Below are 25,206 nucleotides of genomic sequence, written 5' to 3' on the forward strand. Positions count from 1 at the left end.
ATTAGCCACGTGTTACTAGTAATACAAAGGCGCTAACAACTATGACTAAGAATGTTGCAATAGTACCAATTTGGCGATATTTCAGGCTTTTTTCTACTATACCTAAGTTTTGAAACACACGTCCAATCAATAAAGTACCGCCTAATATGTGGCAGTAATGGCTTGCAAGCCCTTGGTACTCTGCTAAAAAAAGCAGTATTAAAGCAAGTGGTACATATTCCATAAAGTTTGCATGGGCACGCACAGCACGCTGCAGCGTTGTATTACCGTTATCACCTAACGATATTTGTTCTGCGCGGCGCACTTTTATTACGTTAAAGCTCAAATAAATGTAAAAGAATGCAAGTAATGCAGCATAAGTTGAAATGATCACGGCGTTTTCCTGTTATTTTTATCGCATAAGCATGCGCTCTATTATTGTGGACGTGATAATAACATATAAATTTGAGCAGCATTATCAGAAGTTTACTAAATGCCTATGCTAAGCTTAGGGTATTAAGTAAGTAGAAAAATACACAAGGATTTTATGTTTGTACCTCGCAAAGTAGCTAATAGTTATCGTGAAATGATCAACAGTATTGGCTTTTACCCTTCACTACTCTCAGTTGGCTTTTTGGCATTTGCTATTATTACCATGTCGGTTGAATATTTAGCCCCAGTTGAGCAGTTAAAGTCGTTTATCTCGGTTGTACTTGTTGATAGCGCCGAAAATGCGCGTACTATTTTAAGCACGTTAGCGGGTAGTATTATTTCACTTACGGTGTTTAGTTTTTCGATGGTTATGGTTGTTTTAAACTCGGCCAGTGCGAGTTTATCGCCCCGTGTTGTACCTGGCCTTATTACTCGTAAATCACATCAAATGGTATTAGGGTTTTATTTAGGCAGTATAATTTATTCTATTATTATGCTCATTAATATTAACAAGCTTGATGGTGGCAATACTGCGATCCCATCAATCGGCGTATTATTTGCGCTTGTGTTTGGTTTAATCTCGTTAGGGTTATTTGTATTTTTTATCCATTCAATTTCTCGCGCCATTCAGGTTGATAATGTGTTAAATGGGCTGTTTAGCCAAACTAAAGGCGAAATAAAAGTAATTATACAAAGGCAGCAAGACAACCCCGTAGAAAACTTTCCTGACTTTGAGCAATGGCAATCTATAAGCAGTAAAACCGAGGGGTATTATAAAGGCGTGCATACCGACAAGCTGTGTGCCATTTTGGCAGAGGAAAATATAAAAGTGTATATTTCTGTTAACCAAGGCTATTTTACCGTTAAAGGCTACCCATTTTTAAAGTGTAATAAAGATATATCAAGCAACGAAGCACTCATAAATAAAATTTTAGACTGCTTTATTTTTTATATAGAAGAATACATAAGTGATCATTATCGTTATGGTTTAACGCAAATATCAGAAATTGCAGTTAAAGCAATGAGCCCAGGTATAAACGATCCGGGTACTGCGGTTAAATCAATTGATATGCTCAGCATTTTACTTATTCAACGACTTTCAATTAACGATATTAATTACTCATTTAAGCACAGCGAGAGCGGCCCATTGCTGTATTCACACGAAACCAGTTTTGATGAACTGCTACACGACAACTTTACGCCACTTAGAAATTATGCAAAGGGCGACGCGTACGTAATGACGAATGTACTTGAGGCGTTTAAAAATATTTTGTTTGTAGCATACCAATATACGGACGCACGAAATAGTCTATTTAACTACTTAAATGCGATTGTGGATGACATAAATGAGCATGTTACTAATGCGTACGACAGACGTGAAATTACTAATATGCTAAATGCAATTACCCGTATTAGTGAAGAGCAAGGTAAAGAATTGGTGGCGCGTTTTGAGCGCCACCCAAAATAAATTTAATCTATGTAGTACACAGCGTAGCTTGAAGCTGTTACTTTAATCTCTCCCGCATGGTAGGCATCCGGTACGTAGTTACTTGGTGCGCTATCTGCCATCATTACTTTCTCGGCGCGCATGTATGGCTGCGACGGTACATTCAATGGGCTAAGGGATGCAGAATATAAGCCTTTTAAGTCAACCCCGTAATCTTCACTAAACTCTTTTGCAGCATCACGCGCATCTTTTATTGCCAGTTTTTGAGCTTTTTTATGTAGCTCGCTGTAATTACTTGCTAAAAACTGCGTTTGATTAATTTCGTTAATCCCATTATTAACTAAATTTTGTAGTAACTCAGGGTATTTATTTATATCGCTAAGTTTTACGGTTAAGGTACGGGCAACTCTAAACCCTTTAAAGTCTTGATTACCTGTTGTGCGGTTGTATTGATTATCGCGGTTTATTGAAATTTGCCCCGCGTTTATATCGCCCTGTAAAACACCCATTTCTTTAACAAGTTTAATGGCCTTAGCCATAGTTAAATCAGTTTTGTTTTTAGCCGCAATTAAGTCTTTATCAATTTCGGTAATACCCACACTAATTTGTACATAGTCTGGCATTGTAGTAAGTGTGGCTTCGCCTTTTACATAAATATGAGGAGCGTCGGGAGTTGCCGCTGCGAGTGTGTTAAAGCTCAGTGCGCTTAAAGTCAACGCGGTGCCTAAAACGAGAGTCAGAGTTTTCATAAGTCGATCCTTTAATTTAGTTGATCCTATTAAAGAGCCTACGTGGTTAATTAGCGATGAACAAGCACAAAAAAACAGGCAATTGCCTGTTTTTTGTTAAGTGTTGTAACTAACGTTACAACAAGTTGCACGTTAAATTACGTATAAGTGCAATTAAATACTGCTGCGCTTGTAGTTACGGTATTTAGGTAACCAGTAGTTTTTGTCAATGGCTGCCCATAATGCATCATCGGAAATCTCAAGAGCGACGCCCTCTTCAATTGCTTTTTTAGCTATGGCAAATGCAATTCGCTTACTCAATGTTTCTATTTCTGTTAGCGCTGGTAATAAACTGCCAACACCCGTATTAGCACGAGGAGACGACTCAGCAAGCATTTCGCTAGACACACTTAGCATTTCATCTGTAATACGTGTTGCTTTAGCCGCTATAACGCCTAGACCAATACCAGGGAAAATATAACTGTTATTGCATTGTGGGATTGGGAACGTTTCGCCGTTGTATTCAACCGGTGCAAACGGGCTGCCTGTTGCTACAAGTGCTTTACCGTCTGTCCATTTAATAACATCTTCTGGGTGAGCTTCTACCTGTTTAGATGGGTTACTTAATGGAAAAATAATTGGCTGCTCACAATTTGCGTGCATTGCGCGTATTACTTGTTCAGTGAATAAACCAGGTTGGCCTGAAACACCAATTAAAATATCTGGTTGTGCACAGTGCATTACATCAAGTAGTGATGCGTATTCGCCACTGTAAGTCCACTCATTTAGCGAGCCTTGCGGTTGCGCGAGTGCTTGTTGAAAATCACGTAAACCTTGCATACCCTCTGATAATAAACCAAAGCGGTCGACCATAAATACTTGGCTACGTGCTTGAGCTTCAGTGATGCCTTCAAACACCATTTGGCTAATTATTTGCTCAGCAATACCACAGCCGGCAGAGCCCGCACCAACAAACACTACTTTTTGTTGGCTTAGCGTTGAATTTTTAACACGACATGCTGCAAGTAAAGACCCGACTGTTACAGCCGCAGTGCCTTGAATATCATCATTAAAGCTACAAATTTCATCGCGGTAACGTTTTAATAATGGCATTGCATTTGGCTGTGCAAAATCTTCAAACTGCAGTAATACATTTGGCCAGCGGCGCTTAACGGCTTTAATAAATAAATCTAAAAACTCATCGTACTCATCTTGAGCAATACGTTTGTGACGTGCGCCCATGTACATTGGGTCGTTTAACAATTTTTCGTTATTAGTACCCACATCAAGCATTACAGGTAATGTGTACGCCGGACTAATGCCACCACACGCAGTGTAAAGTGATAATTTACCGATTGGGATACCCATGCCGCCAATACCTTGATCGCCAAGGCCTAAAATACGCTCACCATCGGTAACAACAATGACTTTTACTTTGCCTTTTGTTGCATTGCGTAAAATGTCATCAATTTGAAAGCGATCTTCATATGAAATAAATAAGCCACGTGCGCTGCGGTATATATCTGAGAATTTTTCACAGGCGTCACCCACTGTAGGGGTGTAAATAATAGGCATCATTTCTTCAAGATGATCGCGCACTAAACGGTAGTAAAGTGTTTCGTTATTATCTTGAATCGCACGTAAGTATATGTGCTTATTGAGATTATCGGTAAAGCTAGAGTACTGCTGATAACAACGCTCTACTTGCTCTTCTATTGTTTCAAAGCGAGGAGGTAACAAGCCAGCAAGGTTGAAGTTTTCGCGTTCTTTTTTACTAAAGGCACTGCCTTTATTTAATAGCGGTGTTTCAATTAGGCCGGGGCCAGCATGATGAATATAAAGGTAATTTGGATCAGTATTTGTTGTCATATTTCCAGGCTTTAACGAAGTCTTAAGTTATGATCTGCCATTATCATTGTTAAAGGTAAAATTGCAATGAGTATGGAACTTGTCAGACCATTGAGAATATACAAACACGAGCTTTACTCGTGCTTGTATTATACATAAATTAAAATTTAATAGTGGCGTTTTTATCAGTTAAATCAGATAACGCGACCCCTTCACGGCGAGGATCTGCGCCGCCATATAATTTGTTGTTTTTAACTTCAACGGCATGTAAACCCGAGTTTAGATCGAGTACACGCACATTATGACCGCGCTTAGTAAGTAAAGGTGCAATGGCTTCAAGGGCGGTGCCTTTTTCAAGGCTGGTGTAATCGTTACGGTTTGTTGTGCGCGGTAAGTTAATGGCCTCTTGGGCTGATAAATTCCAGTCAATAACACCTACAACTACTTGTGCTACGTAATCTATAATACGACTGCCACCAGGTGAACCTACCACTAAACGTAAACTGCCATCTTTATTAAATACCATTACCGGTGACATAGAGCTGCGCGGACGTTTACCTGCCTCTACTCGGTTTGCTACAAGCTTGCCATTTTTACGCGGTGAAAGTGAAAAGTCAGTGAGTTGGTTATTTAAAATAAATCCGTTAACCATCACCGTAGAGCCAAATGCCATTTCTATTGAGCTGGTCATCGACACTGCATTGCCTTTACTATCAACAATCGATACGTGCGAAGTAGAGGGTAACTCGTAAGAATCATCCGCTGCATAGCTTAAATAATCGACTGGATCACCGGCCACTGCTGGCTGATCAGTATCAGTAATTAATTTAGCACGAGAAGCAATGTAGTCTTTATCTAGCAATTCTTTAGTGGGTACTTGAGTGAAATCTGGATCGCCCATATACATATCGCGATCGGCAAATGCTATGCGTGAAGCTTGAGTAAAATAATGAATCGCTTTTTCATCATTTGGCTTAAGCGCACTCATATTTTTATGTTCAAGCAAGCCTAGCATTTGTAATACAGCTACACCGCCACTGCTAGGTGGTGCCATTGAACATACATTGTACGCGCGGTATTCAATACACACGGCATCGCGCTCTTTGCTTTTGTAAGCGGCTAAATCTTGTACACTGAGTTTGCCAGGCGCTATGGAAGAATTTTGTACCGCCTTAACCATTTTTTTAGCATTATCGCCTTTATAAAATGCATCAATACCCTGCTTTGCGATGTCTTTGTATAAATCAGCCAGTGGTTGGTTTTGTTTAAGCGTACCCGCTGCAATCAATTTACCATTAGGGTAAAAGTACTCATTTATTACTGGCATACTCATTACGCCTGGGTTTAACTGACGTGCTAATAAGCCGTGTAAACGCGGCGATACAACAAAGCCTTGCTCAGCTAGTTCAATGGCTGGTTTAAATAACTCACTCCATGGGAGTGTCCCGTATTGCTTATGCGCGTTTGCAAAGGCATGTAAAACACCCGGAACGCCCACAGAGCGCCCGCCTACAACGGCTTCAATCCATTTTACCGCTTTGCCATGTTTATCTAAAAACAGCGTGTCGTCTGCGTTTGCTGGTGCAGTTTCACGGCCATCAAAACTAGTCAGCTTGTTGTTTGCTTTGTTGTAGTACAGCATAAATGTACCACCACCAATGCCTGATGATTGCGGCTCAACCAAAGTAAGTACAAGCTGCGTGGCAATAGCGGCGTCTACGGCACTGCCGCCTTGCGCTAAAATTTGCTGACCTGCGCGTGAAGCATATGGGTTTGCAGCTGCAAGCATATACTTGTTACCTGTCACCTCTTGTTTGTGAATAAGCCCTGTTGCGGCTTCTGGCTCGCGAGTTTCAATTACTTGCTGTGCAAAAGAAGGCTGTGTTACTGCACACAGCGTAATAGCTAATAATGAGTTAAGTTTAAAATGCATAAAAAGCCTAAAAACACTTAATGACGATAAGATAATTGGCATCTTAAAGTTAAACGGGCACAATATGCAAAAATTTATACTAAAAAATGACAATAAAATGCTTAATTTACCACTGCAGCCCCGTTATTTATTACCGCCTATAATTTTGCTGCTTTTTAGCGCTATTTTTGCTGCATTCGATTTAAATAATTTACTAGAATTTAACCGTGAGCTTGTCAACCAAGGTGAATTATGGCGTATATTTACCAGCCAGTTTGTTCATGCTAACTGGGCACACTTGGGATTAAATGCCAGCGGTATTTTATTAATTTGGTTGCTGCATGGCGAATACACATCACCTACTCGCTACGCTTTTAATACAAGTGCGCTAGCACTGTGGTGTGGACTCGGCGTGTATTGGTTTTGCCCTAGCATACATATTTATACCGGATTAAGTGCTCTACTGCATGGTGTAATTATTTGGGGGGCAGTTAAAGATATAACTGTAGGACTAAAATCGGGTTATTTATTGTTTATAGGTGTATGGATAAAAATAGCGTTTGAGCAATTTAGTGGCCCAAGTACCGATATAGAAAAACTAATTGACTCGACGGTGGCCGTTGACGCGCATTTAATTGGTGTTATTGGCGGGACTCTGCTTGCCATCCCATTGGCTATAGAACTATTTAAAAAGAACTTTAAAAAGAAAAAATAAAGTTAGATTTTGTTCAACCCAATAAAAACGCCGCATTAGTTAACTAATGCGGCGTTTTTGTTTTTATACTTTAAGGGTTAAAGATTAAAGCGTTTCTTTAAATAACTTATGAATACGGCGATATTCGTCTAACCAGCTTGAAGGCTGTACAAAACCATGCGGTTCAACTGGGAATATTGCTGTTTCAAAGTTTTCTTTTTCAAGCTCAATTAAACGCTGTACTAAACGCACTGAATCTTGAAAAAATACGTTATCGTCAACCATTGGCGCATTAATCAATAAGCGTTTATTTAAACCTTCAGCGTAGTAAATTGGTGAGCTGCGCTCATACGCAATAGGATCAACATCTGGGTGATTTAGAATGTTAGCTGTGTAACCCGTATTGTAATGTGCCCAATCGGTTACTGGTCGCAGTGCTGCACCTGATTGAAACAACTCAGGGGCTGTAAATAGCGCCATAAAGGTCATAAAGCCGCCGTATGAGCCGCCATAAGTTCCCACAGCCTTAGTATCAACGTTGGCATTTTTCGCCATCCATTTTACGCCGTCAGCCAAATCTTGTGTTTCGGGAGTTCCCATTTGACGATAAATTGCAGTACGCCAATCACGTCCGTAACCTTTAGATGCGCGGTAATCCATATCCATTACTATATAACCTTCGTCTGCTAGTAATGAATGGAACATAAACTCACGAAAATAAACCGAAAATCCCATGTGTGAGTTTTGTAAATAACCCGCGCCGTGGTTAAAAATAACCGCTTTACGGTTTTTACCGACTTCGCCCTCTACATAATCAGCTGGGTAGTACACTTTGGCGTATATGGGTTGTGAAGTATGACTCGAAGGCACAGCAACAATTTTTGGTGCAGTTAGCTTTTTCGCTAAAAATTCATCCGACACAGTATGCGTTAAACGTGTTGCTTGTGTATTTGCTTTAGCATCAGCAACGTAAAGCTCATTAGGCATGGTAATAGTAGAGTGCTTAAGTAGTAGCTTGCTTTCATTTGGGCTTAACGTGTAGTCAGTCATCCCGTTTAAATCGGTAATTTGCTCGCTGTTACCCGTTTGTGGGTTAACGCGATAAATTTCGTACAGGCCCGGATGCTCAACATTTGCTTTATAATAGATTGCGCTGTCGTCGCGTGTAAGCGTTAAGTTCGAAACCTCAAATTGGCCTTGTGTTAGCGCGGTTGCTTTACCATTTAGTGGCTTTTTATAAAGTTGGCTGTAACCCGACTCTTCCGATAGGTAGTAAAGCGTGTTTGAATTATGTAACCAACCAAAATCATTAAATGCGTAAGCTATCCATGCATCATCATGCAAGCGATGCTGCGAAACTAATGTATTATTTTCAAAATCAACAGTTGCAAGCCAGCGGTCTTTGTTATCCCACGCTTCAAGCATAATAGCGACGTGTGAGCCGTCGTCATTCCACACGATTGGGCTTTGCTCAAATCCCCAATCCATAATAAGATTTATGCCACGCGGGGCTTTTTTAGATGTGTATGTTTTGCCTTCCCGTGCATAATTTTCTTTTTTTACTGAGGCTAAAACGTCTTCATCAAAGCCTGGCAATGTATCAAACGAAATCGACTTTTGACTTTTATCTTTTAAATTAATGTATACAAGCTCTGACGTTTCTTCTTTTGCATCAGCTACACGACGGCGCGCTTTTTTAGGGTCGATAGTAGCATCATCAGTGATGTAGTTTGGCATAATATCGCCATCACTGCGCCACCCTGTTTGCTTTTGCACAACAACTAATAACGCATCACCATTGGGTGAAAGCTGCACTTCAGCAATGGTATTTCCATCACCTAAATAATAAGCCGTATTAGCAATTGACGTATTTTGCTCATTTAACAATTCATTACGAGCTTGCCTGTCTTTTTTGTTTTTTTGCTCAAGTGCAACAAATTTAATCAATTTATGCTGCTCTTTAGCAATATATGTACTGGGCTCTGTTACGCCCTCTGGTTTGTTTACTAGCTTTAAGTTAGCAAGTTCAGAGGTTAAGCCCGTTACTAAGTCGGCTTTAAAAAATACATTACCTTGGCGATATGCCAATGCACCATCATTCAAAAATTGTGGTTTAGATTCAGTTGCTGACGTTTGTGTAATTTGCTTAATGGTGTTTGTTTTAATGTTTTTAACAAACACATTGCCCTTAAAGGTATAGGCTTGAAGTGATTTATCTTTTGAGTAAACGGCATTTTTAGCGCCAAGCATGTGCAGATTATTAAGTGCCACTTGCTGTGCTGTTTGGCTAGTAATTGCTTGGCTATAAAAATCTCTAAGTATGCTACCTTGCTCTTTTTGAGCATAAATAACGGTTGTTGAATCGGCTGACCAAAACGCGTTTTCTGGCTGATTACCCATCCAATCAGGGTGAGCCATTGCTTGCACTAGCGTTATGTTTTGCGATCCTGTATCGGCTGGTGTGTTTACAACCGCAGCAACCTTGGTTGCTGGTAACGCATTTTGCTGTGATGAAGAGGTGTTAGCCGTCGCGCTACAACCTGCAAGCACAATACTTGAAGCAACAGCTAAGGCCACTAACGTTTTAGATGAAGAAAAATTAAAAATCATAGTGCTTCTATACGGTTATTATAATTAGGCCGTATTTAAGCAGAAGCACTCAAGTTATTGCAATGTTTTAAGATAAATAACGATTAAACAGGGTAAAGCTCAGTTTACTCAAACTTATTCAACAATTAAGTCGAGCCACACCAGTCGGTGATCACTTGATGCGTTTCTATCTTTAATTAAGCGATACTGCTCGCTTGTTTTAGTAGGCCAAAACACGCCTCCGCTTTTAACGCTTAAACCATAGTTTGATGGTAGAACGTAATCGACACGGGCCTGCCAGTTAGCGGTGTAATTTTGTGCATAAGACTCTTTATACTGCTCCTTTGCGCCTTCACTTTTTGGCACAAAACTGGCGTTAATAAGTGAATTTTTAAGAAGTAAATCAGTTGTCATAACACGTGCTTTATCGCCTTCAGGGGATGCATTTAAATCGCCTAAAATCACAAAACGAGACTGTGCTTTTAATCCACCTTTTTGGCCGTTATCGTCATAAATGTAATTTGCGTTTGTTACGTAATCGGCAATTAACCTTATTTCATCATGGTTACGTTTACCATTACGATCTTCTTCGCCGTCAAATACTGGTGGTGTTGGGTGGGACGCTAATATATGCACAGTCTTATTGTTAACGTTGATTGGTAAATCCCAAAACGATTTTGAGCTGAGCCTAAGCGCCTGCCACTCTTGTTTGTTATACCAATTTTCAGCTGTTTTTGGCATAACCGGCATTTGCGCGTTTGGCATATCTTTATATTTAAAGGTTTGCAGCGTTCTTATTTTTTCAAAATCAATTGGGTATTTTGAAAGAAGCGCCATACCGTAATGCCCTTCAAAAAAACCAAAGCCTTGTGCATCCCCCATCACTGCATTTTTTTTGCCATCGTTATCTAAATCAAATTCGGTGGCTAATCCCGTATTTACTGGCGCTATATAAAAATAAGGATAGTTGATTGCCTCTTGTTTTTGCTGGCTAACGTTGAGGTAATGTTTATTGAAATACTCAACACCTTGCTCTTTAGGGATATAATCAAATTCATTAAGCAAAACAATATCAGGGCGAACACGTTGAATAATTTCAGCGATGTTTTTAATCTGTTGGTTATTTGATTTAAGTGCATTGACTAATGCATCACTTTTAATTGGCTGATCTTTAGCGGTGTGATTAGTGGCATCCATACTCACATTAAAAGTCGCCACGCGTAAGGTGTCTGCAGCAAAAGAATGTGTATTAAAAGTAGCTGCAACAAGCAGTGCGCTATAAATTGCTTTGATTTTCATGTCGTGATTTCACTTATAAAATAATGGTCTTAGCTATTATTTCATAAACGAAGGAATTTGTGCTTTTTTAAATTTTAAAAATGCCGAGCAAGCTCAGCATTTTTAAGTTGTGCATAATACTAATTTCATGCAATTGGTATAACGTTTAGTTCAAGATTAACTGTGCGGCAGCTTTTAAAATGCCAGGATACTCTTGCTCTGGTAAATAATCGCTAAGCTCACCCAACTTATCTGCAAGATCATTCATACTTGCAGCAGATACATTTATGTGACCCATTTTACGTCCTTGCTTTGCAGTTTTACCGTACCAATGGCTTGTAACATCAGAGACTTTTAGAACATCAAATGGAATACTTGCTTGGCCTAAAACATTTATCATTGCGGTGATTTGTTTAAGCTCGGTGTTACCTAGAGGTAAACCTGCAACGGCGCGCATATGGTTTTCAAACTGCGAGCAATGGCAACCTTGTTGTGTCCAATGACCGGAGTTATGAACACGTGGGGCAATTTCGTTAACAAGTAACGTGCCTTGTACATCAAAAAACTCTATAGCCAATACACCAACGTAGTTAAGCTCGTTTGCTATTTTTGTAAATGCATCGTTAGCCTGCGTTTCAAGGTTTTGGTTATTTTTACCGGCAATCGAGAGCGTTAACACACCATTAGTGTGCTCATTCTCGGTTAGCGGATAAATAGCCACATTACCGTGTTTGTCGCGCGCACCAATAATCGACACTTCGCGATCAAATGGGATCATTTTTTCAGCAATAATAGTGTGCGGCGAAAGCTCAGTACCCGATGCTATAAAATCAGCCATTTCAGACCAAATTTGCTCTATTTGATCATCCGATTTTAAACGCCATTGCCCTTTACCATCGTAACCTGCTTGGCATGTTTTAATAACCAGTGGCTTACCTAGAGTTTTAGCAGCGTGTTCAAGATGTGCTTTTTCGGTAATTAATTGATACGGTGCACACGCAACACCTGTTTTATCAAGTAATGCTTTTTCAAGCGAGCGATCGCCACCGGTTTTAATCGCGGCTTTACCTGGGTAAAACTTATTGCTGTTACAGCAAAGTGTGAGTACGTCATCAGGAATATGCTCAAACTCTGCCGTTATTGCATCAGCGTTTAATATTGCTTGCTCAAGCGACGTGGCATAAACCTCGCCTGTTAACGGGTGCTTAATTTGCTTGCTGGCTACATCGTACGCCACTACGTTTAAATTTAGCGGTGCGCCGGCAAGGCTCATCATACGCGCAAGTTGCCCTGCACCTAATATTAAAATATTCATTATTACTCTGCAGGATTTGGATTAGCTAATATAGTGTCGGTTTGAGCTTTACGAAACGCTTCAATTTTTGCAAAAATTTCTGGATTTTGACATCCTAAAATTTGTGCCGCTAATAAACCTGCATTTGCAGCGCCAGGCTCGCCAATAGCAAGTGTGCCTACAGCAACGCCTTTAGGCATTTGGCAAATAGATAAAAGTGAATCAACACCATTTAATGCTTTTGATTTTACCGGCACGCCAAGTACAGGAAGCGATGTGAATGCTGCTGCCATACCCGGTAAATGCGCTGCGCCGCCAGCGCCCGCTATAATTACTTTAATACCACGTTCTGCGGCTGAGCTTGCGTAGTCGGCTAGAAGTTGAGGAGTGCGGTGTGCAGACACGACTTTTGTTTCGTACTTAATGCCAAAGTGTTCTAGCATAAGGGCTGCATGTTCCATGGTTGGCCAATCTGATTTAGAACCCATAATAATGCCAACAGTCATAAATACTCCTCAGTAATGTATTTTAAAAAAATAGCGGACTTATGTCCGGTTTTAGGCGGGTATTATACCCAAAGCCATATTAATTGCGACTTACAAAAACAAAAAAGCCATGTTTAAACATGGCTTTTTAGAATTAACGGGTAGATAACCTGAACTCTGGTTAAGAGATTTACTAACGTATTGAATCATCGTGATATTTAAATTTATCTTCTCTAGCCAGAGATTTTCAGTGAAAACAAGACGAATTTACGCGTCAATAGCTTGCCTATTGCAAGTAAATTCAACGCAGTTAGCGCTGAAAATAGCGGCTCGAGATAGGTTTATTATCCAGAGTTCAGGTTAAATAGCTAATTAAGCGTCTTTACTAGCTAGATACTCTGCGTAGTTACCTCTGAAGTCGATAACTTTACCGTCTTTAATTTCCCAAATACGGGTAGCTACCGATGATACAAATTGACGGTCGTGCGACACAAACATCAGTGTACCTTCGTAAGCTTCAAGGGCTAAGTTAAGCGCTTCAATAGATTCCATATCCATGTGGTTGGTTGGCTCATCCATTAGCAATATGTTTGGTTTATGCATCATAATTTTACCAAACAACATGCGGCCTTGTTCACCACCTGAGATTACTTTTACTGATTTTTTAATATCGTTTTGCGAAAACAACATACGACCTAAGAAGCTACGAACCACTTGCTCGTCGTCGCCTTCTTGTTGCCATTGTTCCATCCACTGAAATAAGTTCATGTCAGTTGCAAATTCGTCAGCGTGATCTTGTGCGTAGTAACCAATGTTGGCATTTTCAGAAAACTTAAACTCACCGGCTTTTGGTGCTAAGCGCCCTGCTAACGTATTAAGCAATGTTGTTTTACCCACACCATTTTCACCAATAATAGCAATACGTTCGCCAACTTCAACTAAACCTTCAAGATTAGAGAACAATGTATTGTCGTCAAAACCTTGCGTTAAGTTTGTCATTTCGAGTGCGTTACGGAATAACTGTTTTTCTTGATCAAAACGGATAAACGGTGTTTGACGTGATGATGCTTTAACTTCGTCTAACTGAATTTTGTCGATACGTTTAGCACGTGATGTTGCTTGCTTAGCTTTCGATGCGTTAGCAGAGAAACGAGAAACAAACTGTTGGAGCTCAGCAATTTGGTTTTTCTTTTTAGCATTTTCGCTCAGTAGCTGCTCGCGTGCTTGTGTTGCTGCAAACATGTACTCGTCGTAGTTGCCAGGGTAAATACGTAGCTCGCCGTAGTCGATGTCAGCCATGTGGGTGCACACAGAGTTCAAAAAGTGACGGTCATGCGAGATAATGATCATGGTACAGTCGCGTTGATTCAACACGTCTTCTAGCCACTTGATGGTATAAATATCCAAGTTATTAGTTGGTTCATCAAGAAGCATTATGTCTGGATTTGAAAACAACACTTGCGCAAGCAACACTCGAAGCTTGAAACCTGGTGCGATTTCTGACATCGGTCCATAATGCTGTTCAGTACCAATGCCTACGCCTAATAATAGTTCCCCCGCTTTAGATTCTGCAGAATAACCATCCATTTCAGCAAACTCAGTTTCAAGATCGGCCACTTTCATGCCGTCTTCTTCGCTCATTTCTGGCAAACTATAAATACGGTCACGTTCTTGTTTAATTTGCCATAACTCTTTATGACCCATAATCACAGTGTCGATAACAGAGTATTCTTCGTAGGCAAACTGGTCTTGGTTTAGCTTAGCAACGCGTTCATTTGGATCAGTACTTACATTACCTGAAGACGCTTCAAGCTCACCACTTAAAATCTTCATAAATGTTGATTTACCACAACCATTTGCACCGATTAAACCGTAACGGTTTCCGTCGCCAAATTTTGCTGAGATATTTTCAAATAATGGTTTAGCACCAAATTGCATGGTGACATTAGCTGTACTAATAATAGCGCTACCCTCCAAGGAGTAATGATGTATTTAAATTGCGCGCAGTTTATACCAAATTGGCTTTTTTTTCTATCAAAGATTATGACAATACAAGGCGTTAAAGCCTTTTTAAAATGCGTAGAACATTGCTTTGCTGGTGGCTTGTTTTTATTCTTAAAAATGTAAATTGACAGTGATTTTTAACGCTAACTACGTTATCGCCTATTTATGGGGAATAACTACATTACATAGGCTCTGCATTACCTAAATACAAAGCGTACTGCTGAAATTTTAACCAGTAAAGAACAACTCGCCCTAAAATGTGAGTAAACCTCTTAACCAAATTTTAGGTTTATTTAACGCATTTCGTTATTCTTAATTTAGTTTATAAGCTATATTCATGAAAGCTAAGTACTTTAAAGTATTTGCTCTACATGTTGTTTTTTTAACAACGTGAAAAAATTTCAAATTAGTCCTTAGCATTTTTAAACTTTTCTAGCCCCATTTCACTACTTTTTATCCTAAATAAACAAAAATAACTCACACTTCAAGTGCAAAGTTAACCGTGTGTGAATACTTATTCTTTTATATGATTTTGTTAATGAGTATTTTTCACTTTTGACGTATTTATTGCTTTGTTAGTCTGCAACTTCTTAAATTTAACTTTGTTAAAAGCGTCGTTCACACACAAGGAAATACCTAATGAACAAAAGATTAGCATCACTACTTAGTGCAAGTATTGTAGTCGCTCCGGCTGTGTCAGCAGTTGAGTTATACAAGGATGAAACCAACTCTGTTAATGCAGGTGGCTATATAGATGTTCGTGTGATCCATACCCAAGATCAAACTGAAGTTGTTAATGGTACATCACGTATTAACTTTAACTTTGAGCGTAAACTTAAAAATGATTGGATGGCACTGGCACTTGTAGAATGGGGTATAAACCCTGTTGGCAGTAGTGACATAGTTTACAATAATCGCTTTGAATCTATTCAAGATGAGTTTTTATACAATCGCTTGGGCTACGCAGGTCTATCACATGAAAAATATGGCCAAATTACCATAGGTAAACAATGGGGTGCGTGGTACAACGTTGTTTATAACACCAATTACAGTTTTGTTTGGGATGGCAACGCGGCTGGTGTTTACACTTATAATAAAGACGACGGTGCGGTTAATGGTACGGGTCGTGGTGACAAGTTAGTCCAATACCGTAACAGCTACAAAAATTTTAATTTTACCTTGCAAGCGCAGTTAAAAAATAGCGAATTTTATACGTGTGACGTGACTAATATTTCTGAATCTGGTTGCCAAAGTTTATGGGAGTCAGGTGATAGCGCGGCGCAAAAAGTCGAGTTTAATTCGACATTGGGCGGTGCAATTACTTATAAGCTAACTAACATGTTAACGCTTAGTGCAGGTGTAAACCGTGGTGAATTTGATCTTACTTTTGGCGATGGCACGACCCGCTCTGTTGAAGATTTAATTTATGGCGCAGGTATTACATGGGGTGATATTGATGCACTTGGTTTATACGTTGCCGCTAATATTAATAAAAACGAAAATCACGATACCGACAACTTAGGCCGTTTGATTAAAGACGCTATTGGTGTAGAGACATTCGCATCTTATCGATTTAACAACGATCTACGCTCTTTTATTGCGTATAACGTGTTTGATGCAGGCGACGACTATGTAATTCAACCAAACTTTAACGCCGATCCAAATGATGTGTTTAAACGCCAATTTGCTGTAATTGGCCTACATTACTTTATTGACACGGACACAATTGCTTATATAGAAGCTCGAAAAGATTTTGGTGATTTTGAAAGCACTAACAAAGAGCAACAAGCTTTGATGGAACAATCTGAAGACGATGGTATTGCCATTGGTTTTAGATATACACTTTAAAATTAAGCGTATAGGATATGCTTAATTAGCTAAGCATATCCTATACTAATTAGCCCCTATTCGAGTAAAGTGAAAACGATACTCATACTACGCTAGCTTTTAAGACCAAATCTCCCTCGCTGTTAAGAATACATTTAACAAATTTACAGTATGATGTGTTCTTTTTATGTGTTTATACACTGCTTTAGTCTTTATAACTCAATGTTTACCTGACCTTTTATCACCTGAAATAAACTGAGTTTATATACAGTTTTAATGTTTTATAAAATGATTGTAACCTCTCAACGCATTTGCAACGCTAAGAGATGGGTTGTCTGAGTGCTCAGCTCCAAGATTTACGGCACTTTCCCATACGAGCGTACTATTAGGATTAGCCGTTAAGGCTTGCTCCAGATTATTAAATGCCTTTAGCATTAGTGGATGCTCTGCACTGCCAACAGATAAATACAAATAGGTTGGCGAATTAATTTTATCAGATTGTGTATCTAAAAATGTATCTAGCTTTTTAACCACGGTCATATCGTCGTACCAAGCTGCGGGGCTAAATGCAAAGTAACCATTAAACAGCTCAGGTTTAGTATGCAGTGTATAAAGTACAAAACTCCCTCCTGCTGAAAAACCACTCAATACACGATTATTTGTAAGCTTATAATTTGCAGATAAATATGGCAGTAACTCGGTTTCAATAAACTGTAAAAACTTATCGGCTTCACCATTGGGCTCTGAAATTGCTTCTAGTGCCAAACGCGCCTCTGTATTTACATCTTGTCGCGCATAAGGAGGCACTAAATCACGATTACGTGTAAAGGTAAAAAATAAATTTGGAATAGACACTAATATAGCTTTATCCCCTTTTTCTTTTTTAGCTTGTTTGGTAAGTGCTTGATCCCAAGTTTCTAAGTTAAAATTACCGTCCGTTTTAATTATTAACGGATACGCTTTATTTGCATCGTAATTAGTCGGTAGTCTAATAAATACCTTACGCGACTCATTAAGCACTTTAGAATTAATGGTTACATCCGTATAAGCCGACACATAATGATTATAATAACGTAAAGCAAATACGCCCAAAGCAAATATAACCACGGCTAAACTTAAATTTACAATGTAGTGTTTTGTTATTTTTATAGCCATACGGCATTCCTTTATATGTTTTCTGGTTACACGTTATAAGTTACCGTATCTCAACCTACTTGAACTTAATCAGTGTTATTTTACAAGTGTTTGCTCAGCCCTAATAAACAGGTTTCTATATAAAGCCACTAGCAACAAACAGGCTCAATAGTAGCCCGCAACACGCATAAAAAAACACCTTAATATCGATATCACTGCTTACCTTGCACATTTATTTTTTTATACCAAAGTTCACCGTTGTTACTAGTTATTGCTTCTATTCTGCTTGGCAATAAATCGGCATTAAAGTTAGGTGTAAACCCTAGCTTAGTCAAAAGTTTATGTGAACGTATATTTTTTATATTAACCTCGGCAAAAAGTTCATAAATTTGCAATGTATTTGGTAAGGTATTTATAAAACCGACTAGCGCTTCGCTCATTAATCCTTGTTGCCAATAATTTGGGGCAAGTTCGAACCCTATAAACGCACTATTGATTTTGTCCCCTATTTTATACAGACCACAAGTACCAATAAAACACGTATCAATATTATGTTCAATTGCAAGGCGGATAACTTCACCCTCGTAGTATGCGCTTATATCATCTTGTATTAACTGTTTAATATTATCTTTACTGAGCGGAGTTTTATAATCGTTAAATTGAGCAACGAGCGGATTATTTAAAATAGTAAACAACCCACCAGCATGTTTATGGGTGATCAAACGCAGTGTAACGCGTGGTAATTTTAAAGTTTTAAACATTTATTTTTAACTAGTCAGTTGAAATAGCGCTTTATGGAAGTACATTATTAACTTACCATATCCCATTAACAAGCATTATATTGAGAGCCTTTTTCCATGAGTGACGAATTTAAAGTAATACAACCAACAACCACTGTTTTTTGTCCAGAGCGCGGTGAAGGTTGGACCTTAACTGGGATCACTAATATTAATGAATTTACCTCTGTAATGTTTAATGGCACCCGCTATACACTCCCAGCACGGGAAATAATAGAGCAACTTTTGCCAAACCAGTTAGCTCGTGAAACGCAAAATAGTTAGTTTTATGATAAAAAGTAAAAGGCTGTTTTATTTATCATAAAGCGGCCTTTACAGTTTAAAGCCCCGTATAAATTTAATATGAAAGACCTTTAAACTATTTCAGGTCTATTTATTATGCTTTAAACATTCATCATATCGATGCGAGATTTTATGAAAAAAATATTAGGCCTAGTTTTAACATCATCTGTGCTGTTTTATGCATCACTTGCTCATGCAGCTAATACAGAAAAAGCCGTTTTAGCTGGAGGTTGCTTTTGGTGTATGGAAAGTGACTTTGAAAAACTGCCAGGGGTTACTGATGTAATATCGGGTTTTACTGGCGGCAAACTTAAAAACCCGACATACAATGGTAACCATAAAGGCCATTACGAGGCCGTAGAAATCACTTACGATCCAGCAATAGTCAGTTACCAAGGTATACTTGATCATTTCTGGGTTAATATTGATCCCTTTGATGCTAAAGGGCAATTTTGCGATAAAGGCCCTAGCTACTTAAGTGCTATATTTGTTGAAAACGACGAACAACGTAAATTAGCTGAAAAAACAAAAGCAGCAGTAGTTGCCGAGTTTCCTAATCAAACGGTGGTTACACCAATACTAAACGCAAGTACCTTTTACCCTATTAAAGGAAAAGAAAGCTTTCATCAAGATTATTACAAAAATAACCCAATCCGATACAACACCTATCGCTGGCGTTGTGGACGTGATAGTCGTTTAGAAGATATTTGGGGCGACAGAGCTACGCACTAACCGATTATAAATTTTAATACACTAAAGGCTGCTTTTATTAAGCAGCCTTTTTATTGTTAATGCTTACCTGTTAGTTAAAAGTTGTACGTAGCAGATAAACGTACATTCCTTGGCGTACCGGGTTGAACCCATACATCTGCAAACGAGTTTGTGTAATACGTCTCATCGAATAAGTTATCAACCTCAGCGCGTAAACCAATATTATTAGTGAGCTCATAATTAATAAATGCACGTGCTGTTGTGTAACTTGGCAGCTCAAAATCGGTACCAAAAAAGCCGTTTCGTGAGCCTACATAAACCAAGCCTCCACCAAATTTAACGGCTTTACCATATAACTCAGACGATTTAACTAGCTGTAAACTAAGTTGATGCTCAGGAATATTTAATAAAGAACTTCCCGCCTCTACTGTATAACCAAAGTTAGCATCAAAAAATGAGTTTTCAATGGTTGCATCTACATACGCATACGATGCCCAAATATCTAGAGTATCGGTCAGTTCACCGTTTATATCAATTTCAAAGCCTTTACTTTGCGCTTCGCCAATTGCAGCAAAAGTAAATGCAGTGGGATCGTCAACTACCAGCATATTGTCTTGCTCTACTTTGAATACAGCAATGGTGCCAAACAGCGCGCCATCGTTTAAAGTAAACTTAACACCAAGCTCAGATGACGTAGATTGATTTGGCTCAAACCCATCTCCATTTAAATCAGTACCCGATAAAGGTCTAAAGTTTTCACCATAAGCCGCATAAACAGAGACAAACTCACTCGCCTGATACACAACACCAAACTGCGGGCTAACACGCGATTCGTTTTGCTTTGATTGAGTATCAGTTAAGCGGTTATTAAGTGTTTGTTCGTAGTCATCAAAACGTACACCAATGCGAATATCAAGCTTATCGGTTAGGCTTATTTGGTCTTGTATGAATATACCTAACGACTCTTGTATTTCTACCTTGTCGGTATTGGCTGTTGGTGTAGGTAACTCATACGCTCCATACACTGGGTTAAAAACATTTATATACTGATCGCCACGTACACGCAGAACAAATTGATTATTTTCGAACTTATCAGAATCAACACCAATTATTAAGCGGTGCTCTAACCCAGCAACCTCTAAATTACCGGTTACTTCTGCGCGGTATACTTGGTATGTAGCGTCGTAATCACGGTAGCGTCTAAAACGATTTACTTTGCCATTTTCTACTACACCTGCAAAACCGGTTTCGGTTGCAAACCCTTCAAGCGATGTATCACGGTAGTTTGCGCCCAGTAATACACTCCAATTATCATTAAAGTCATGAACAAACTCTAATTGATGGCCAAGTACGTTTGCTTCTATCGGTCCATCGCCTGGCTCACCTAAAAAGCGGCTTTCTGGTATTAAACCAAGTTCACCATCAATAGCTAATACACCTCTATCAAACGGGACCTCTTGATTGCTATATTCAAGTTCATAAATTAGTTGGCTGTTGTCATTAATGTTCCACGTAATAGAAGGACTAAAGCCCTTTTTAGTTGTTTCTATGGTATCACGAAAGCTTTTTGCGTCTTCATAAAAACCGACCAGTCTAATAGCTACGTCGTCGTTAAGGGGCGTGGTGTAATCTACATCAGCACGGTAGGTATCAAAGCTGCCTACGCTTAGCTTTAGCTCGCCACTTGTATCAAATGTTGGGCGTTTAGTAACAAGATTTACTGTACCAGCAGGCTCTCCACGACCAAATAGCGCAGCTCGTGGACCTTTCAACACTTCGACCGATTCAATACCCGATAAGTCACGCGAGCCACCAAAACCACGCCCGGCATTAAACCCATTTACAAGGTAATTACTTGGTAAGTTTTCATCGCCTACAAAACCACGTAGTGCAAAGCTATTCCAAAGCCCACCAAAGTTATTTTGACGCGCAACCGAAGCCGATAAATCAAGTGCTTGGTTTAAATCTATTGCGCCTGCATTTTCGAGTGCTTCTAAATCTATTTTCAGTTCTGATTGTGGGGTTTCTAAAGGTCTAAAATTACCTTGGTATGCTTGACGAGAGCCAGTAACCGCTAAACGCTCGAAAAACTCTTCAGCACTGTTTTCAGTACTATTGTTCTCATTAGCTGCAATAGCGTGGCTTGCAAACATACTTGCTAAGCAGGCACTAATATAAGTGAGCTTAAGCCCTTTTTTATTGGTATTCATGATAAACCTTGTTGATTAGTTAGCTGATAAATTTTGTTTTGGCTGAGCGTCTACATTGCTTAGCATTTTTTGTTCATTAAGTATGGTTTTGCTAAAGCTTGGCATATTTTCAAGCGCGGCTTTAGTTGGGTTACCTTTTACAAATAACCAAGGGTAGTAAAACGTTCGTAAGCTTTTATGAAATCCACGCATTTGCGATTCATACCTAAATGCCGCTACGGCATCTGTTTTAGCCATGCGTGTTAAACCACGTTGAAGTAATAATGGCGGTGATAGCCACGATACAAATCCTGCTAATGAATACTTTTTACGTGCCGTACCTTGGTAAGCGTGTGATAGCTTCGCCGCTTTTTCATCGCCCACTTGCTGAAATGCGTAGTACCATTTCCATTCAAACTCACTTTGCATGGCGGTGTAGTTTGTCCACTGGGGGTGGTTTGCTACAAAGGCATCCATCGTAATTTGCTTTGGTATGTCCCATGCCCCGTTAACGGCTTCACGCTGAGTTAGCACAATGTCGCCACCTTTAGGCGAATGTACCGCCTTGTTTATCGCTAAATCACCTAAAATAGGAATAATAAAAGCAACTAATGCCCAAAAGCCTATTAAGGTTGATGCAACACGTGGCGCACTAGTGGCATTTTTGCCCCACCACACACTCAATAACGTCCAAAAAGCCAAGTAAATAACACATATAAAAGTAATAAAGCCAACATCACCCAGTACTGAGCTGCTAAGAAGTGCACCGATATAAAATGGCAGCATTAAACACACTATTACCGCTATAAACCTTACCGCTATACGTGCGCCCCACAGCGAAAAATAAGATTTAGCGGTAGTTACCAGTAAATCGTGCCTGCCGCTGGTGCGCTCACTAGCAAATAAATCATGAAATAATAAAATAATCACCAATGGCGCTAAAGCGCTTAATACAAATACAAAATCAATTTTACCTGCCTGAGCAAGCTCCGCGTTTTGTGCATCACTTTCGTATATTTGCCCCTCTAGCGCAAGTAAGTTTAAGCGATGTTTCCACGGGTAAATATCGCGCTCGCCCAAAGCTGCAAATGCTAAATTTGAAGGGGATGAATACGTTAAATGAAAACTGTAATAAGCAAGCGAACCTGCATCGTCGTACTTATGCTGTACGTTAGTTAAGTCTGTTAAATCGGCGGCTTTTAAGCGCTCAATAGTTTGCTTTTGCTGTGTTACTTCACTAAGCCCGCTATAAATTGCAAATCCCGACATTACAAACGTACACACCAGTAATACCACTAAGTATTTTTGACCAAGTAAAAAACGCCATTCACGCGCTAGCTGTTTTAATGGGTAACTCATAACAAACGCCTCCCTACAAATTTAATACTGCCTAACAATACTGCAATCCAAAGTAGTAGCTGTAAAAAAGCAGGGATACTTCGCTGCGTTCTTACTTCTGAGGTGTCTACATTAAAGGTAAAATCTTGCAGTACTTGCCAGTTTTGAGCACTCACACGTGCTTTTTGGGTTGCTGCAGTATTGGCATTTCGGTTCATGTCATCTTGGTAGCTAAGCTTTTCTACATGAACTTTATTAAGCCCTTGGACAAAACCAAAGCGCAGCTGCTCGGTTTCACGTAAAAAACGATGATGCGTTTCAATACTTGTACCCACTACAATCATCGATAATGACCGAATTGCCACCATAGGTGATACCCAGCCAAAATAACGCGATATCTTCGTTTGTTTAAGCTCAGCTTGCATACGCTGCTCAGCAAACTTATTGAGTACGCTCGTGAGTTTAGCCTCAGATTCGCTTGCCACTAGCCCTCTAAAATTAACAGGTAGCTCATCAATACTGCTCACGTTGTATTTATTAAGGAGTGATTGTTTAAATTGCTTAAATGCAGGGTCGTTTGTGTTGTGCCCGTCACCTAGTTTTCTAAGTTCGGCTTTTACGGCAAAGTCGGTTTCTATTTTACCTGCTGATGGTATAGCCGTTGAAGCTGTTGTACTAGCTACACGTGGCATTACAATACACAGTAAAATCCATACAAATGCGAGAGCTGTAAAGCTGCTACTGTTTTTACTAAATAGGCTTGATGCCAATAAAATAAGCAGCACCCACACAGTTAAATATAAAGCGTAGCCAAACACAAAGCTTGCTACAGCAAGTAAGCCTTCACCTGAGTCAAGTGTAAATAAAGCCGATACCGTAAGCGGAATTAAAATTAATCCTACAACAGATATTAACGCAAGCCCTTTACCTGCAATAAGTGTTGCGCCCGATGTACCTTGCGATAACAAGTAAGATAAAGTTTGCGACTCACGTTCACGGCTAATTGCGCTATAACCAATTAATATTAATAATAACGGTGCGAGTGTTTGTACAATAAACGCAGGCGTTAAACTGCCTAATTTAGTAAGAGCAGTACCTTGGCGGCTATCTGCAAACATCGCGCTATTTTGTCTGTGCCCTTCTAAAAATATTGAGTTACCCGTGTAGGCATCAATACCTGGGTCGAGTGTGCTCAGTGGCGAAGGCGCTCTAAATGCATAATGCCCATAATGCACCATTCTGTGCGGGTGGCGGTCAGGCTGATCAACAAAGCTTTGCTCAGCGCTTGTTTGCAGTTCGTGCCGAGTATGGCTTAGCTCCATCATAGTAATTGCGGTCACAATTACCGACGCAAGCGTAAGCACTAAACCAATGGCAAGTACGGTCATTGCAAGTTTTGAGCAAAGCCAATAGCGCCATTCATCCTTTGCAACAATAACCACCTTTGAAAAGTTATTTATACTCATTAAGCGCCTCTTTGCGCAAATGCGGCATGAACTTGCTCAGTATCAATACGGCCATTTTGTGGTGCGTCAAATTCGCCCACCAGCTCACCGGCACTTAATAAACCAATACGATTAGCCACTTGACATGCGCCGTATACATCGTGCGTAACCATTAAAATAGTCGCCCCCGTTAATGCAAGCTCACGCACAAGTTGATTAAACTCATCAATGGCAACTGGATCTAAGCCTGAAGTAGGCTCATCAAGTAAAAATATTGGTGCTTCACGCAGGATGGCAAGTGCAATTGCCGTTTTTTGCCTCATGCCTTTTGAGTAAGTTTGCATGTGGCGATCCCACGCATCTTGCTGCAAATCAACACGAATAAAGGCAGCATTGATTTGCTCGTCTGTTTTTTTTATGTCAGCAAGTGATAAAAAATATTCAACGTTTTCGCGCGCTGTTAAATGCGGATATAAGGTTGCCGATTCAGGCAAATATGCGGTTTTACCACGCACAAAGTCAAGTGCTTGTGTTACCTCTTTACCCGCAACCTTTACCGAGCCTTCAGTTGGTTTATTAAAACCAAGTAACGTTTTCAAAGTGGTTGATTTGCCCGCACCGTTGCCACCAAGTAGTGCATAAACTTCGCCTTTGTTCACAGTAAAATTTAAGTTCTTTAAAATAACTTTGTTTTTAATACTAAAATTTAGCGAGCTTACCTCAATGATAGATTGCGCTTTATCTACTTGGGTAGTGCTAACTTGTGGTTTAACGGTTTGTAATTCAATTGATG

The 25,206-nt window shown here is 39.6% G+C and carries 20 protein-coding genes; 5 read left to right on the forward strand and 15 right to left on the reverse strand.

The window, feature by feature from the left end:
* Position 1 precedes the first annotated feature (1 nt).
* Complete coding sequence (locus H5119_RS09670; protein ID WP_077537894.1) at positions 2-373, reverse strand: MAPEG family protein; 372 nt, start codon at positions 371-373, stop codon at positions 2-4.
* Positions 374-526: 153 nt separating this feature from the next.
* On the opposite strand from H5119_RS09670, the gene H5119_RS09675 reads away from it, so the two are divergent.
* On the forward strand, positions 527-1,879 hold the full coding sequence (locus H5119_RS09675; RefSeq protein WP_182702071.1) for a DUF2254 domain-containing protein: 1,353 nt from the start codon (positions 527-529) through the stop codon (positions 1,877-1,879).
* A gap of 2 nt (positions 1,880-1,881) precedes the next feature.
* On the opposite strand, the gene H5119_RS09680 is transcribed toward H5119_RS09675, so the two are convergent.
* From H5119_RS09680 to ggt, 3 genes are all read right to left on the reverse strand, one after another.
* A complete protein-coding gene (locus H5119_RS09680; protein ID WP_182702072.1) occupies positions 1,882-2,607 on the reverse strand; it encodes an SIMPL domain-containing protein in 726 nt (241 codons plus the stop codon).
* A gap of 153 nt (positions 2,608-2,760) precedes the next feature.
* Complete coding sequence (locus tag H5119_RS09685) at positions 2,761-4,455, reverse strand: NAD-dependent malic enzyme (protein WP_138585781.1); 1,695 nt, start codon at positions 4,453-4,455, stop codon at positions 2,761-2,763.
* A 139-nt stretch (positions 4,456-4,594) separates the two neighbouring features.
* Positions 4,595-6,367 (reverse strand): gamma-glutamyltransferase, encoded by a 1,773-nt coding sequence (gene ggt / locus H5119_RS09690; protein WP_182702073.1) that lies wholly within the window; start codon positions 6,365-6,367, stop codon positions 4,595-4,597.
* 64 nt (positions 6,368-6,431) lie between these two features.
* Here ggt and rrtA point away from each other — a divergent pair, with 64 nt between their 5' ends.
* A complete protein-coding gene (gene rrtA / locus H5119_RS09695; protein ID WP_259398972.1) occupies positions 6,432-7,061 on the forward strand; it encodes a rhombosortase in 630 nt (209 codons plus the stop codon).
* An 84-nt stretch (positions 7,062-7,145) separates the two neighbouring features.
* Here rrtA and H5119_RS09700 read toward each other — a convergent pair whose 3' ends face one another.
* The 5 genes from H5119_RS09700 to H5119_RS09720 all read right to left on the reverse strand — a co-directional run bounded on the left by H5119_RS09700 (position 7,146) and on the right by H5119_RS09720 (position 14,648).
* Entirely contained in the window at positions 7,146-9,650 is a 2,505-nt protein-coding gene (locus H5119_RS09700; RefSeq protein ID WP_182702074.1) for a prolyl oligopeptidase family serine peptidase, read from the reverse strand.
* A 114-nt stretch (positions 9,651-9,764) separates the two neighbouring features.
* The gene (locus H5119_RS09705; protein WP_182702075.1) at positions 9,765-10,928 is read right to left on the reverse strand and encodes an endonuclease/exonuclease/phosphatase family protein; all 1,164 of its coding nucleotides are present in this window, start codon (positions 10,926-10,928) and stop codon (positions 9,765-9,767) included.
* 145 nt (positions 10,929-11,073) lie between these two features.
* Positions 11,074-12,222, reverse strand: coding sequence for a 5-(carboxyamino)imidazole ribonucleotide synthase (locus H5119_RS09710; RefSeq protein ID WP_182702076.1), 1,149 nt, complete (start codon positions 12,220-12,222; stop codon positions 11,074-11,076).
* A gap of 2 nt (positions 12,223-12,224) precedes the next feature.
* Entirely contained in the window at positions 12,225-12,707 is a 483-nt protein-coding gene (purE, locus tag H5119_RS09715; RefSeq protein WP_002962540.1) for a 5-(carboxyamino)imidazole ribonucleotide mutase, read from the reverse strand.
* 351 nt (positions 12,708-13,058) lie between these two features.
* The gene (locus tag H5119_RS09720) at positions 13,059-14,648 is read right to left on the reverse strand and encodes an ABC-F family ATPase (protein WP_182702095.1); all 1,590 of its coding nucleotides are present in this window, start codon (positions 14,646-14,648) and stop codon (positions 13,059-13,061) included.
* 681 nt (positions 14,649-15,329) lie between these two features.
* On the opposite strand from H5119_RS09720, the gene H5119_RS09725 reads away from it, so the two are divergent.
* Positions 15,330-16,538 (forward strand): porin, encoded by a 1,209-nt coding sequence (locus H5119_RS09725; RefSeq protein ID WP_182702077.1) that lies wholly within the window; start codon positions 15,330-15,332, stop codon positions 16,536-16,538.
* Positions 16,539-16,790: 252 nt separating this feature from the next.
* On the opposite strand, the gene H5119_RS09730 is transcribed toward H5119_RS09725, so the two are convergent.
* Together H5119_RS09730 and H5119_RS09735 are read right to left on the reverse strand one after the other, a co-directional pair.
* A complete protein-coding gene (locus tag H5119_RS09730; RefSeq protein WP_138585548.1) occupies positions 16,791-17,672 on the reverse strand; it encodes an alpha/beta hydrolase in 882 nt (293 codons plus the stop codon).
* A 191-nt stretch (positions 17,673-17,863) separates the two neighbouring features.
* A complete protein-coding gene (locus H5119_RS09735; RefSeq protein ID WP_182702078.1) occupies positions 17,864-18,412 on the reverse strand; it encodes a GNAT family N-acetyltransferase in 549 nt (182 codons plus the stop codon).
* A gap of 96 nt (positions 18,413-18,508) precedes the next feature.
* Here H5119_RS09735 and H5119_RS09740 point away from each other — a divergent pair, with 96 nt between their 5' ends.
* Together H5119_RS09740 and msrA are read left to right on the forward strand one after the other, a co-directional pair.
* Entirely contained in the window at positions 18,509-18,712 is a 204-nt protein-coding gene (locus tag H5119_RS09740) for a hypothetical protein (protein ID WP_077537883.1), read from the forward strand.
* A 150-nt stretch (positions 18,713-18,862) separates the two neighbouring features.
* Positions 18,863-19,462, forward strand: a complete 600-nt coding sequence (msrA, locus tag H5119_RS09745) for a peptide-methionine (S)-S-oxide reductase MsrA (protein WP_077539014.1) — start codon at positions 18,863-18,865, stop codon at positions 19,460-19,462.
* 74 nt (positions 19,463-19,536) lie between these two features.
* Here the strand turns inward: msrA and H5119_RS09750 are convergent, their stop codons facing one another.
* The 4 genes from H5119_RS09750 to H5119_RS09765 are packed head-to-tail and all read right to left on the reverse strand — an operon-like array spanning position 19,537 to position 25,201.
* Positions 19,537-21,651 (reverse strand): TonB-dependent siderophore receptor, encoded by a 2,115-nt coding sequence (locus H5119_RS09750; protein WP_182702079.1) that lies wholly within the window; start codon positions 21,649-21,651, stop codon positions 19,537-19,539.
* A 15-nt stretch (positions 21,652-21,666) separates the two neighbouring features.
* Positions 21,667-22,989: a DUF3526 domain-containing protein gene (locus H5119_RS09755; RefSeq protein WP_182702080.1), complete on the reverse strand. Its 1,323-nt coding sequence runs from the start codon at positions 22,987-22,989 to the stop codon at positions 21,667-21,669.
* A complete protein-coding gene (locus H5119_RS09760) occupies positions 22,986-24,434 on the reverse strand; it encodes a DUF3526 domain-containing protein (RefSeq protein ID WP_182702081.1) in 1,449 nt (482 codons plus the stop codon). Before H5119_RS09760 ends, H5119_RS09755 begins: the two co-directional genes overlap by 4 nt.
* The gene (locus H5119_RS09765) at positions 24,434-25,201 is read right to left on the reverse strand and encodes an ABC transporter ATP-binding protein (RefSeq protein ID WP_182702096.1); all 768 of its coding nucleotides are present in this window, start codon (positions 25,199-25,201) and stop codon (positions 24,434-24,436) included. The genes H5119_RS09760 and H5119_RS09765 overlap by 1 nt, the downstream gene beginning before the upstream one ends.
* Positions 25,202-25,206: the final 5 nt, after the last annotated feature.

The organism is Pseudoalteromonas sp. SG45-5 (genome assembly GCF_014164085.1).
Taxonomy (GTDB): domain Bacteria; phylum Pseudomonadota; class Gammaproteobacteria; order Enterobacterales; family Alteromonadaceae; genus Pseudoalteromonas; species Pseudoalteromonas aliena.